Source organism: Burkholderia anthina (assembly GCF_902498995.1).
GTDB lineage: Bacteria > Pseudomonadota > Gammaproteobacteria > Burkholderiales > Burkholderiaceae > Burkholderia > Burkholderia anthina.
Map to the genome: position 1 here is coordinate 109303 of NZ_CABVLY010000008.1, position 13183 is coordinate 122485.

Sequence of the window (13183 nt, forward strand, 5' to 3'; positions counted from 1 at the left end):
ATCACCGTTTCGTCAGGAGAAAAGCATGGATCGTCGCTTCCGTTGGCTGGCCGTCGCGTTGACCTGCGCGCTGGCAGGCACCGCGCATGCGCAGGCGCTCACCGGCACGCTGAAGAAGATCAAGGACACGGGCATCGTGTCGCTGGGGATCCGCGAGTCGTCGGTGCCGTTCTCGTATTCGGACAATGAGCAGAAGAACATCGGCTATTCGCGGGACATCGCGGCGCGCATCATCGACCGGATCAGGACGGATCTGAAGCTGCCGAACCTCACGGTGAAGGAAATCCCGATCACGTCGCAGAACCGGATTCCGCTGGTGCAGAACGGCACGATCGATTTCGAGTGCGGGTCGACGACCAACACGCTCGAGCGACAGAAGCAGGCCGCGTTCTCGGACAGCATCTTTCTGTACGGCATCCGCTTCAGCACGCGCAAGGATTCGGGCGTGAAGGATTTCCCGGACCTGGCGGGCAAGACGGTCGCGACGACGGCCGGCACGTCGGACGAGCGTCTGCTGCGCAAGCTCAACGAGGAGAAGGGGATGAACATGACGATCATCAGCGCGAAGGACCACGCCGAAGCGTTCATGAACGTCACGACCGGGCGCGCGGTGGCGTTCGTGATGGACGAGCCGCTGCTGTACGGCGAGATCGCGAAGGATCGCAACCCGGGCGCCTACACGGTGACGGGCACGCCGCTCGTTCACGAAAACTACGCGTGCATGATGCGCAAGGACGATCCGGCGTTCAAGCGCGTGGTCGACGACGTGATCGCGAAGATGCAGACGTCGGGCGCGGCCGAGAAGCTCTACGACCAGTGGTTCACGCAGCCGATTCCGCCGAAGGGCGTGAGCCTGAACTATCCGCTGTCGCCGGAGATGAAGCAGCTGTTCAGGAATCCCACGGATCAGGCGCAGTACTGATCGCGGTATCGTGCCCGCGTATCGCCGGCACGTTGAATGCGCCGGCCGGTACGACTGAATCCCGCGAGCGGGGCCGCCGCTCCTGTCTGCTACGCAGCGCGCAGCCGGCGGCCATGAAGGTCCGCCGCGCCTTTCGCGCGGGATGTTGAAACCCGCTTCCTGATCTCCCTGCGGCCGCGCCGCATCTCGACGGGCCCCGGCCGGGGCCCCGTTTCCGCCATTCCGTTCCCTTGTTTGCCTGATCCGCCCGCGCATCGAAGTGCGGGTCGCGCATGCGCGCCCGGTTCGCATCCGGTGACGCCGTTTGCCGTGTAAACCCGAATTCAGATTTCAATTTGAACTGGTCAGAATCGGCCGAAATTGTTCAACAATTTTCGGCGAAAAATCCCGGAAAGCCGCGCAGGGCGGCGTGCGGGAGGCGTTGTGATGTTTCAGCGCGGCGCCGAATCACTCGGGAGCTTCGCCATGTCCGCTCGTTTTTCGCTTCGGCATTTCCTCCGCGGTGCGCTTGTGCCGCTGACCTTCGCATGCTCGCTCGCATCGGCGGCTCCGCTGCAGACCGTGCGGCCCGGCACGCTGCTGGTGGGCTCCGACCTCACGTATCCGCCCTACGCGTACCTGGAAGCAGGCAAGCCCGCCGGCTTCGACGCCGAATTCTCGCGGATGCTGGCGCGCCACCTGAAGCTCGAGCCGGTGTTCCTCGACACCCGCTTCCCGGACCTGATCCTGGGAATGAAGGCGCGCCGCTTCGATGTCGTCGCGTCCGCGCTCTACGTGACGCCCGATCGCGAGAAGCAGGTCGATTTCGTGCCGTACCTGAAGACGGGCGCAGCGCTGCTCGTCGCGAAGGGCAGCGCGTTCCTGCCGAAGACGCCGCAGGACCTGTGCGGCAAGCGGGTCGGCTCGATCAAGGGGGCCTCGTGGACGCCGAAGTTGCGCACGGTGTCGCAGGACACGTGCAAGGCAGCCGGACGCGGAGAGATCGCGATCCTCGAGTTCCCGACCTCGCCGGAAGCGACGTCCGCGCTGATGTCGAAAGCGGTCGACGTCCAGATCGAGGATGCGGCCGTCGCGCAGGGCATTCCGAAGCAGACGAACGGGCGTGTCGAGATCAGTTCGACGACGCTGCTGTATCCGATCGTGATCGGCCTCGGCGTGACGAAAGGCGACAGCGGGCTGCAGGGCGCGCTCGAGGGCGCGCTGAACGACGCGAAGCGCAGCGGCGAATACGGCAGCCTCGTGAAGAAATACGGCCTGCAGGCGCCCACGCCGGCCGACGTTGCCGGCGCACTGGGTACCGCGAAGTAAGCCCGGAGCAGGCACGATCCGACCACCGCGTGCCGCGCAGGGCGGCCGCATCGCCCTCCGGGGTTGAGGAGTCTTCGATGCAGTTCGATTGGCACTATGCATTTCAGCTGTTGTGGGACAAGGATTTCTGGCGCGCGTGCGTCGTGGTCGTCGAACTCAGTGTTGCCGCGTGGGTGCTCGGGGTGGTGCTCGGGTTTCCGGTCGCGCTCGCGAGGCAGTCGCACCAGCCGCTGCTGAAGCGGGCGGCGGCCGTGTACATCTGGTTTTTCCGCAGCCTGCCGCTGCTCGTGCTGCTGGTATTCATCTACAACCTGCCGCAGGTCTTTCCCGCGACCAGCGTGGTGCTGTCGGATCCGTTCACGGCCGGCCTCATCGCGATGGTGCTGAGCGAAACCGCGTATTTCGCGGAAATCCATCGCGGCGGGATCCTGTCGGTGCCGCGCGGCCAGCTCGAGGCCGGCCGCGCGCTCGGCATCCGTTTCACGGGCATCCAGCGGCTGATCGTGATGCCGCAGGCAATCCGCATTGCGCTGCCGGCGCTCGCCAACGAGTTCATCACGATCGTGAAGCTCACGTCGCTGGTGTCGGTGATTTCGCTTGCCGAGATCCTGCTCGTCGGACAGCGGTTGTATACGCAGAACTTCCTCGTGTTCGAAACGATGCTGGCCGTCGCGTTCTATTACGTGCTGATCGTCACGGTGTTCAGCCGGCTGCTCGGCTATCTCGAGCGGCATCTCGACGTCAGTCGCCGCACGCCAGCGCAGGCCGGTCACGCGGCTCTCGAGCTGCCGCTGTCGGTGCCCGCCGTCGCGCCGAGGCCGCGGGCGAACGCCGAGTTTGCGCTGCGCCTGAAAGGGCTGCAGCAACGCTACGGCCGCCACGAGGTGCTGAAGGACATTCGCCTCGACGTCGCGCCGGGGCAGGTCGTGTCGATCATCGGCCCGTCCGGCTCCGGCAAGACCTCGCTGATCCGCACCATCAACGGCCTCGCACCGGTGAACGCGGGCGAGATCGACCTGTACGGCGAGTCGTTCGTCCGTGCGTCCGGTGCGCATCCGCCGCGCGTGTCGAACGAGCGAATCCTGGATATCGGCATGGTGTTCCAGAGCTTCAACCTGTTCCCGCACCGCACCGCGCTGCAGAACGTGATGATGGCGCCGTGCTATCACCGGCAGGCCGATGCGGCTGCGATCCGGCTGCAGGCGTTGTCGCTGTTGTCGAAGGTCGGCATGCTCGAGCATGCGAACAAGTATCCGCATCAATTGTCGGGTGGCCAGCAGCAGCGTGTCGCGATTGCGCGCGCGCTCGCGACGCGGCCGTCGATCATGCTGTTCGACGAGCCGACGTCGGCGCTCGATCCGGAGCTGGTCGGCGAAGTGCTGAAGGTCGTCGAAACGCTGGCCAGGGAAGGGATGACGATGATCATCGTGACGCACGAGATGAATTTCGCGTTCAAGGTGTCCGACCGGATCGTGTTCATGGAGAACGGACGCATTCTGTACGACGTGCCGCCAGACCGGATTCGCGGCAGCGCGGACGCGCGCGTGAAGGATTTCCTGAAGCACGTTCACTTCGCATGACGAATCACGGGATGGGAGCGGGAATGGATCCGATGGCTTTCCGGCTGGGCGACGGGGACGCGCACGCGTGCGCCGAGCGGCTGCATGCATGTCTTGAACGCGCCGGCGCGTATCCCGGCGACATCGGTACGGCGTGGCTCGCGCGTCGCGACGCAGCGGCGGCCGCGGAAGCGCGGGCATGGGATGCGTCGTTGCGCGGCGGCGCCGCCGCTGCGCCGCTGGCCGGCACCGTGCTGACGGTGAAGGCCTGTTTCGATTGCGAAGGCTGGGTCACGCACGCCGGTTCGCGCGTGCTGGCGGAAGAGCCGCCGGCGAGCGCCGACGCCGCACCGGTGTCGGCGCTGCGTCGCGCCGGTGCGGTGCTGATCGCGCAGACGGCGATGACCGAGTTCGCATACGGCGCGCTCGGCGTGAACCACGCTTACGGCACGCCGGCGACGCCGCTCGATGCACGGCGCGAGCGGGTGGCAGGCGGATCGAGTTCGGGCGCGGCGGTGTCGGTGGCGCTCGGCGCGGCGGATCTGTCGCTCGGCTCCGATACGAGCGGTTCCGCGCGCATTCCGGCGGCACTCTGCGGCGTGACCGGATTCAAGCCGTCACGTGGGCGCTACGCAACCGACGGCATGCAGTTCCTGTCGCCCAGCTTCGACGTACCGGGCTTGCTGGCCGCGACGGTCGACCTGTGCCGGCGCGCGGACGCCGTGCTGCACGGCTGCGACGAGCAACGGCCGCGGCCCGCGACCCTGCGTGACCTCGATTTCATCGTGCCCGAGCCGTTCGCGACCGATGACCTGGACCCGGACGTCGGACGCGCGTTCGACGCATGGCTGTCGCGGCTCTCGGCGCATGGCGCCCGCATCCGGCGCCAGCGGCTCGATTGCGTGGCGGAGGCCGGTGCGGTCGCGCGCGCGGGCGGCATCATCGCGGCGGAAGCGTTCATGCTGCATCGTGCGCGGCTGGCAACGTCGGCCGACCGCTACGATCCGCTCGTCGGCCGGCGCATCGCCGCGGGCGAGCAGGTGCGTGCGCACGACTATGCGGCGGCGCTGCTGCGCCTGGCGGCGCTGGCCGACGCGTATCACACCGGGCTTGGCGACGCGGATGCGGTGCTGACGCCGACGGTGCCGATGCTGCCGCCGCGCGCGGCCGATCTGGCGGACGAAACCGTGTACCTCGCACAGAACGCGCGTGCATTCCGCCTGACCGAGTTCGCGAACCGGCTCGATCTGCCGAGCATCAGCGTGCCGGGCGACCTGCGGCACCGGCAGCCCGTCGGCTTGCTGATCACGGGGCGGCGCGGCAAAGACGCGCGGTTGCTCGATGTCGCCGCGCTGGTCGAACGCGCACTGACCGACCCGGCATGACCCGATTTCCGCGGCAAGGCCCGCCTTGCCATTTTTTACCGTTACTATTCAGAGGTACTTATGATCGTCGTAAAATCGGCCGATATCGCCAATACCGAACGTCACGCGCGCGGCCCGGGCTGGGACAGCAAGCGCATGATCGTCCAGCAGGACGGCGTCGGCTATTCCGTCCACGAGACGCGCGTGCAGGAAGGCGCGGAACTGCATCTGCATTACAAGAACCACTTCGAAACCAACTACTGCGTGGCGGGAGAAGGGGAAGTCGTCGATACGGCGACCGGCGACGTACACCGGATCGCGCCCGGAACGATCTACGCGCTGAACCTCAACGATCCGCATATCCTGCGCGCGACGCGCGGCGATCTGCATCTGGTGTGCGTATTCAATCCGCCGCTCACGGGGCGCGAGACGCATCGGGAAGACGGCAGCTATGCGCTGCCGGCGGGGGAGCAAGCCTGACGATGCGCGATGCCGTACCGTTGCGTGCCGCGCCGTGCGGCGCGCAACGGCAGCGCGGCGTCCGGATTCAGGCCGCCTCGCGATGGCTGCGCCTGGTGGCCTCGACGAGCATGCGCTCGGAGTCGTCGAGATAGCGCGTGAGCGTGGTGACGGCTTCGCTGCGGCGGTTTTGCGTAAGCAGGTCGTAGATCTGGTATTCGCGCTGGATCCAGTCGGGCGTCTGCACGCGCTTCTCGTCGGGATCGGCGGCGAAGACGAGGCGCAACTGCGCCGAGATGGTCCGGAAGAATTCGTCGAGCAGCGCCGACTTCTGCAGCGCGACGATGTGCTGGTGAAACCGCAGGCTGTGCGTGCCGACGGCCTGCCAGTTTTCCTTGGCGAGTTCGCGCTCGGCCGCCCGAATGGCGGTCTGCATCTTTTCGAGCAGTGCTGGCTGCGCGAGTTCGGCCGTGTTCAGCGCATGCAGTTCGAGCGTGCGGCGTGCAACGTAGAGATCTCGCACGTCCTGGCGGTTGAGCGTGCGCACGACGACGCCCTTGTGCCGCACGAACGTGACGAGCCCTTCACGGCCGAGCTGATGCAGGACTTCGCGAAGCGAGTTGCGCGACGTGTCGTACTCGGCGGCGAGGTCCATCTCGATCAGTGCCGTGCCCGGCGGCAGCTTGCCGCTGATGATGTGCTCGCGCAATTGATGGCTGATCCGGTCGGCGACCGATTGTCCTCTCGTTTTTTCGCTTGCCATTCCGTTCGTTCACTCCTCTCCCGATCGTGCGCCGCCGGCGTGACCGGCCGGCGGCGTTTCGCCATTCTACGGGCTGCGGGGCCGGTCAAGCCGTTTTGCCGGACTGCCAGTCAGCCTGCGGCGGCTGCATGCCGTGCATGCCGCGGTACGGTGCGACGGGGGGCGACGCCCAGCCTTCGAGCAGGCTCGGGTCGAGCCGGTACACCTCGACGCCGAGCGGCCGGCACACGTCGATCGGGTCGCGCGCGTCGGGGCCCCACATCGGCACCGACAGATCGCCGCCCGGGCAGGTGGACATCGCGCACAGCACGTCGATTTCCGCGAAGAACTCGAGATAGTCGCCGGGCTTCGCGGGGCAGGCCTTCATGAAGTATTTGTCGTCGTCGTTCAGGCCCGTGCACTGGAACACGTTGAGCACGTCGTGCACGTCGAATTCGGTCAGCCCGTACGGCGCGACCGCGCGCACGAGGTTCGAGTGGCAATGGAAATGAAAATCCTCGCCGGTCAGCAGCTTGTTCACGTAAGGATCGCAGCGCGTGCCGAGCAGATCGTGCACGCGGCCGCCGTCACCGTCGACGCTGTAGCCGGCGAGCGTGTCGTCGGTGATCGTGACCATCGGGCGCAGGTACGGCAGCGTCGACCAGAGCCGGTCGAACGTCGTCACGTGCGCGGCCTGCAGCTGGCGCGTGCGCGATGCCCACATGCGCTCGCGCGGATTGTGCAGGTTCCACATGTTGAAATCGGCGACTTGCGGGCCTTCCAGCGTGACGATCCGGAATACGTGACCGGCCGGCACTGTCCACGCGAAGCCGCTGCGAATCGGCACGATGTGCGATGCGATGCGCTCGCGCGCGTCCTGGCGCTGGGCAATCGCGGAATAAAAGACCTTGTCGACGTTCAGGACGGAGCCCTTGGTGACCTGGTACGCGGCTGGATAGTTCGACATGACGCGGTGCTCTCGGGGAAAGTTGGCAGATGCGGCAATCCGGCCGAAGCCCTTTGCGGTGGCCGGTCAGGCGTCAATTTCGGTGCTGGATTGTTCAACAATTTATTGGCGCTTCGGGGAGTATAGGATGAGGGCGGGGAGGTGTGTCAATGGGTGGAAAGTACCGAGGGCGGGCGGAGGCGGCGGGCTCGCGGGCCGGCGCGACGACGCGGGCAGCGCTCCGGTTGGCCGGCGCGGGGCACGCGTGAGACAGGCAATAAAAAAACCGCCGGCACATGCCGGCGGTTTCGGTTTTCGGCCCGGGCGCTCGCGCGACGGAGCCTGCCGTCAGGCCTTGATTTCCGGCCCGCGTGCGGTCGGTCGCGCCGCCGGTGCCGGTGCCGGCGCGATCGATCGCGTGGGCGGCTGCGCCGGCACGATCACGACGACCGGTTCCGGCATTGCCCACATCGGCATCGCGAAGCCGACCGGTTGCGGCATCGGCATTGCGAGCGCGTTGGCGAGCGCCACGTGCTGCAGCACCATCATCTGCTGCTGCATCGCGGCCATCTGCGCGTGGGCCGCCTGCATCTGCCGCAGCGCGGCCGCCGGCGGCATGCCGCCCGACGACGACGTCTGCATCTCGAAGCTCGCGCCGCCATGCGGGCTGTGCCAGCTCCACGAGCTGACCTTCATCGGGCCGAGCGCCGTGCGGACGACGTGCGTTTCGGCTTTCACGGGCACGGCGTGCCCGTCGACATCGACGAACACCGGTTGCGCGGCCGGGGCGGTGGCGGCCTGTCCGGCCAGGGCGAGCACGGGCATCAGCGCCAGCGCGCCCAGCGCCATATACGAACGGAATCGCATAGATCGTATCTCCATCAAACGAAACTGATCGAATCAACAACGAACGAATCGTGCGGCTCACGGATGGAGCCATGGATGAATATGCGGGCGCTGGCTTAAGTCAGGATTAAAAGCGACGCAGGCCTGCGGCAAGCACCTGTCCCGTGCAGCCGCGACCGATCCGCTGCAGTCGCGGAGTCTTTGCGCACCGCGCAAACGGGGCGCCTAGCCGGTTTCCGGCTGTGCCGCAATCGGCATTCAACCTCGCCCGCGCCATGGGATTCCTGTCGCGTCGCGCAACAACAGGCACAATATGCGATTCGCCGCGCACCGCTGTTCGTGATTCGAACAAATTGGCGCGTGTTGCCGCCGTCCGAATCCTTCCCGGTTGTCATGAACGCCTCGCTCACTTCCGCGCGCGAATCGAACTCGCCGCGCTTCCTGCTGTTCCTGATCTGCCTGTTCGCCTCCGCCGGCCAGCTCGCGATCGACATCTACGTGCCCGCGCTGCCCGACATGGCGCGCTCGTTCGCGACGACGCCGCAGGCGATCCAGTCGAGCGTGTCCGGCTACATGGCCGCCTATGCGCTCGGCCAACTGATCTTCGGCCCGATCGCCGATGCGTACGGGCGCAAGCGCGTGCTCGCGTTCGGGCTCGTGATCTACACGATCGGCTGCCTGCTGTCGCTCGCCGCGCCGAACCTCGAGACGTTCGTGCTGGCGCGCTGCCTGCAGGGCTTCGGGATCGCGACCACGAACCTACTCGCGAAGGCGATCATCACCGATTCGTTCTCCGGCCAGGCGCTGATGCATGCGTTCACGTACATGTCGATCGCGTGGGGCCTCGCGCCGATCATCGCGCCGGTGATCGGCGCGCACCTGCAGGAATGGTTCGGCTGGCGCGCGTGCCTCGTGTTCCTGCTCGTGTATTCGCTCGTGATGTGGGCGCTGTTGTGGCACTACCGCGAAACCTTGCCGAAGCCGGTGCATCTCGAGCCGCGCACGCTGATGACGAACGCGGGCAAGGTGCTCGCGAGCCCGGTGTTCCAGAGCTGCTTCCTCGCGCAGGGGCTGTGCTACAGCATCCTGCTGGTGTTCAACATCGTCGGGCCGTTCATGGTGCAGACGACGCTGCACAAGCCGCCGACCTTCTTCGGCTATCTCGCGCTCGGGATCGGCTTGATGTATTTCCTCGGCGGGCTGTCAAACCGGATTCACGGGCACGGGCTGCCGAGCGCCGAGCAGCGGCTGCGCATCGGCGCGCGCGTGATGGCGGGCGCCGCCGTCGCGATGCTCGTGCTGGCGCTGATCGTCGGCCTGCGCGTGTGGACGCTCGCGACGCCGGTGCTCGTGATGGGCTTCTGCGCGGGCGCGATGTATCCGACGCTGATGGCCAAGGGCAACTCGCTGTTCCCGCATATCGCGGGGCTGACCAGCGCGATCCTCGGCTGCGCGCTGCTGCTCGTGTCGTCCGCGATGATGGGCCTCGCCGGCTTCGTGTCGATCCAGGTGCTGACGCCGCTCGCGGTGTTCTTCGTCGCGCTGTCGTTCATCGTCGTGTGGATGGTGACGAAGCTGCTGCGCTACCTGACGCAGCAGCAGGCCGCGACCGTCGCGTGCGGCAGCGGCGAGGCCGCATAAGCGCATCGCGCATGCATGGCGCGATCGCGAGCGATGGGCGTTGCCGGCCGATACGGAGGCCGACGCCGACACGGCGATCGAGGCGGGCGCCTGACGTCCGATCCTTGTTTCGCGGTAGTGCCGCCTATAGCGGCTGCGCCGCGCCCGCCTGAGTCAACAGCGAAACCGCGGCTGCATCCGGCATCCCGTTCGAATCGATTGCGCCGGCCTTCGCCAGCGCGTCGAGATCGCCGTCGACGCCCGGTTGCCCGACCACGAACGGCGTCGTCAGGAACGCCGGTGTCGACAGCGTGACCGCATAGCGCTGCTGCAGATTCGTCACCACCGCCGATTGTGCGGCCTGCACCGTGCTCGCGTTGCCCATCACCTGCTGGAAGTGCGCATTGCCCTGGAAGTTGCCGATCAACCCGGCCGTGTTCGTGCCGAGCTGCGCGGCGAGATAGACGAGCAGCAACTCGGTCTCGGGCGTCGTGTTGAAGGTGCCCCCCGCATACGCGAGCGAGTGCAGGCTCGTGCCGCCCGATGCGACGGTAATCACGCATGGAAGCGCGGCGTTGACGGCGACGCGGTAGTTGCCGCCGCCGTCGGTCAGCGTCGTCGCCGAGCCTTGCGCGCAACTGACCGTCACCGATGCGCTCGCGAGCGCGCCGCCGGTGGCGGCCGTGCCGGACAGCGCGACGGTCTGCGTGTTGTCGTTGAAGCAGACGTCCACGCCGAAGCACGCGTCGCCGTTGCAGGCCGCAACGGTGACGAGGGTTGCGGCGCAGACAGTGCCCAGCGCAGGGCGGATGAAGCGCGGATGACGAAGGTTCATGGTCGCGGGCAATCGCAGGAAGGGGCAACCGTTGGGCGTCGCAGGCGCGGCGCCGTTCATATTCTATGTCCCGGATCCGGGCGGTGCTTGCCTGTTTTCCTGGCGGAGCGCGGGCAGGGTGCGCTTCCGGCGGACACGTTTTGCCCTGTTTACTCACACGAACGGCGCCGCCGCACCGCAACAACGCGGCAACCGCCCGGCGCCGGAACCTTTCGATTCCCTTCGCAATTGGTTACGCTGCGGGACGATTAAAGCCGAAGGCGAACACAGCCGGCCAGTAAGGCTGGTAAAGGCCAGTAAGCGGCCGGCTCACGCGCTCAGGGTTTGCGCGCGGCCGATTTCGCGAACGCGCCGCGCACCTCGAAGCCGATCGCATCCGCGACGTTGCCGCGCGCATCGACGAGTTCGAGCCGGTGCCGGCCCGGCCACGGCATCCATGCGACGCGGTCGGCATGGCCGATCACCTTGTCGTCGAGCCGCCATGCAAAGCGGCCGGCGTGTCCGGATGAACGCTCGAACCAGATCCGCTGGTTCTTCGGCGGAATGTCCGGATCGATCGCGAAGATCGTGCCGTCGGTCGGCGTGCCGATCGTCAGCGGCGCGCGTGCGCCGTCCTTGCCCGGCGTGACGGGCGCGGCGAGCCGGATCGTGTCGAGCGCCGTCCCCGCGAGGAACCACTCGTTGCGCGACGGCTCGACGTCGCGCTCGAACGTGATGCGGCGCGTTTCGACACCGGCAGGCGGGCGCGGCGCGCGGCTCGGCAGGTCGCGGTGCAGATACCCGACGACGGCCGACCAGACCGGCGACGCGCCCGTCACGCCCGACACGTCCCACATCGGCGAGCCGTCCGCATTGCCGACCCACACGCCGACCGTATAGCGCGACGTGAAGCCGACGGTCCAGTTGTCGCGCATGTCCTTGCTCGTGCCGGTCTTGACCGCCGAGAAGAAGCGCGTCGCGAGCGGGTTGTCGAAGCCGAACGTGCGCACGCGCGCGTTGTTGTCCGAGATGATGTCGGTGACGATGAAGGTGGCCGCTTCGCTGAACACGCGCGTGCCGTCGTTCGCGCGTGTCGTCGTTGCGGCCGGGGCCGGGTTCGGGGCCGATGCGCCGGCAGCGAGCGCTGCCGCGGGCAGGTCGACGGTCTTGCGCGCGACGCCGCCGTTCGCGAGCGCGCGATACGCATTGGTCAGCGACAGCAGCGTGACGTCCGCGCTGCCGAGCGCGAGGCTGAAGCCGTAATAGTCGCCTTCCTGCGCGAGCGGCAGGCCGAGCGCGGTCAGCGTGCTCGCGAAGCGATGCGGCGTGACGAGCACGAGCGTGCGCACGGCCGGCACGTTCAGCGAACCGCCGAGCGCGCTGCGCACGCTCACCCAGCCCTTGAAGTCCTTGTCGTAGTTCTGCGGAATGTACAGGCCGCCGCCGGCGGCGAGGTTGATCGGCGCGTCGTCGAGCAGCGACGCGGCGGTCAGCCGTTTCTCGTCGATCGCCTGCGCATACAGGAACGGCTTGAGCGTCGAGCCGGCCTGGCGCGGCGCGAGCACGGCGTCGACGTCGCGCGCGCTCGACAGCGCCCCCGATGACCCGACCCACGCGCGGATCTCGCCGGTCGCGTTGTCGATCACGACGACCGCGCCATCCTGCACGTTGCGCCGGTGCGCGGGCGCGTTGAGCTCGGTCAGCGCGCGCGTCAGCGTGTCGCGCGCAAAGCGCTGCAGCGGCGCATCGAGCGTCGTGCGTACCTGCGCGCCGGCCTTCGGCCTGACCTCGGCCGCGATGCGCCGCGCGAAATGCGGGGCGAGCGCGGCGCCGTCGTCGCGCACGGCGTTGGCCGGGCGCGCGGTCACGAGCTGCACGTAGCCGTCGAGCGACGCGCACGCCTGCTCCGCGTGCATGTCGCGCAGGATCCGGCACGCGCGCTCGGCGACCTTCGCGGGTGCCGCGTTGGGCGCGCGCAACAGTGCGGCGGCGATCGCGGCCTCGCGTGCGTCGAGGCCGGACGGCGCCTTGCCGAACAGCACCTGCGACAGCGCGGCGAGCCCGACCGTCTCGCCGCGAAACGGCACGAGATTCAGGTACGCCTCGAGAATCTGGTCCTTGCGCCAGCCGCGTTCGAGCAGCAGCGCGTTCATTGCCTGGCTGGCCTTCTGCGGCAGCGAGCGCTGGCCCGAGCGGCGCGGCGAATCGCTGAGCAGGCCGGCGAGCTGCATCGTCACGGTCGACGCGCCGCGCGTGCGCTCGTTCCACAGGTTGCCCCAGGCCGCGCCGGCAATCCCGCGCCAGTCGACGCCGCTGTGCTCGTAGAAGCGCTTGTCTTCCGACACGACGATCGCTTCGCGGAATGCGGGCGACACGTCGGCGAGCGACACCCAGTCGCCGCGGCGTTCGGTGAGATCGACACGCGTGCGCTGCAGCGGCGTGCCGTCGCGCGCGAGCAGCACCCAGTCGGAACTGCGCCAGTTGCGGCGCACGTCGTCGTAGCCGGGCAGCGCATGCGCGACGAGCGGCGCGGCGAGCACGACGGCGACGAATACGCGGCCGGCGAAACGCGCCGGCCGCGGCCATACCTGTTCGATCATCGC

At 67.7% G+C, this 13183-nt stretch carries 11 protein-coding genes; 6 read left to right on the forward strand and 5 right to left on the reverse strand.

The genetic code is table 11. The features are described 5' to 3' along the window. The first annotated feature begins 25 nt into the window (after positions 1 to 25). The 5 genes from BME24068_RS12840 to BME24068_RS12860 all read left to right on the forward strand — a co-directional run bounded on the left by BME24068_RS12840 (position 26) and on the right by BME24068_RS12860 (position 5633). Positions 26 to 922 (forward strand): glutamate/aspartate ABC transporter substrate-binding protein, encoded by an 897-nt coding sequence (locus BME24068_RS12840; RefSeq protein ID WP_096499798.1) that lies wholly within the window; start codon positions 26 to 28, stop codon positions 920 to 922. Between the two features lie 465 nt (positions 923 to 1387). Then, a complete protein-coding gene (locus BME24068_RS12845) occupies positions 1388 to 2230 on the forward strand; it encodes an ABC transporter substrate-binding protein (protein WP_174926289.1) in 843 nt (280 codons plus the stop codon). A gap of 77 nt (positions 2231 to 2307) precedes the next feature. After that, positions 2308 to 3810: an amino acid ABC transporter permease/ATP-binding protein gene (locus BME24068_RS12850; protein WP_174926290.1), complete on the forward strand. Its 1503-nt coding sequence runs from the start codon at positions 2308 to 2310 to the stop codon at positions 3808 to 3810. Positions 3811 to 3833: 23 nt separating this feature from the next. Continuing rightward, positions 3834 to 5174: an amidase family protein gene (locus BME24068_RS12855; protein WP_174926291.1), complete on the forward strand. Its 1341-nt coding sequence runs from the start codon at positions 3834 to 3836 to the stop codon at positions 5172 to 5174. 60 nt (positions 5175 to 5234) lie between these two features. Further along, positions 5235 to 5633 carry an ectoine synthase gene (locus BME24068_RS12860; RefSeq protein ID WP_096499792.1) on the forward strand — a complete coding sequence of 133 codons (399 nt, stop codon included), beginning with the start codon at positions 5235 to 5237 and terminating at the stop codon, positions 5631 to 5633. Between the two features lie 67 nt (positions 5634 to 5700). Here BME24068_RS12860 and BME24068_RS12865 read toward each other — a convergent pair whose 3' ends face one another. The 3 genes from BME24068_RS12865 to BME24068_RS12875 all read right to left on the reverse strand — a co-directional run bounded on the left by BME24068_RS12865 (position 5701) and on the right by BME24068_RS12875 (position 8167). Continuing rightward, complete coding sequence (locus BME24068_RS12865; RefSeq protein ID WP_096499790.1) at positions 5701 to 6375, reverse strand: GntR family transcriptional regulator; 675 nt, start codon at positions 6373 to 6375, stop codon at positions 5701 to 5703. An 85-nt stretch (positions 6376 to 6460) separates the two neighbouring features. Next, a complete protein-coding gene (locus tag BME24068_RS12870) occupies positions 6461 to 7321 on the reverse strand; it encodes an urea carboxylase-associated family protein (RefSeq protein ID WP_174926292.1) in 861 nt (286 codons plus the stop codon). Positions 7322 to 7648: 327 nt separating this feature from the next. Further along, entirely contained in the window at positions 7649 to 8167 is a 519-nt protein-coding gene (locus BME24068_RS12875; RefSeq protein ID WP_174926293.1) for a hypothetical protein, read from the reverse strand. Positions 8168 to 8539: 372 nt separating this feature from the next. Between BME24068_RS12875 and BME24068_RS12880 the strand changes: the two genes are divergently transcribed. Beyond that, positions 8540 to 9787: a multidrug effflux MFS transporter gene (locus BME24068_RS12880; protein WP_096499784.1), complete on the forward strand. Its 1248-nt coding sequence runs from the start codon at positions 8540 to 8542 to the stop codon at positions 9785 to 9787. A gap of 124 nt (positions 9788 to 9911) precedes the next feature. Here the strand turns inward: BME24068_RS12880 and BME24068_RS12885 are convergent, their stop codons facing one another. Next, positions 9912 to 10601: a hypothetical protein gene (locus BME24068_RS12885; protein WP_174926294.1), complete on the reverse strand. Its 690-nt coding sequence runs from the start codon at positions 10599 to 10601 to the stop codon at positions 9912 to 9914. Positions 10602 to 10918: 317 nt separating this feature from the next. After that, on the reverse strand, positions 10919 to 13180 hold the full coding sequence (gene pbpC / locus BME24068_RS12890) for a penicillin-binding protein 1C (protein ID WP_174926295.1): 2262 nt from the start codon (positions 13178 to 13180) through the stop codon (positions 10919 to 10921). Positions 13181 to 13183 lie beyond the last annotated feature (3 nt).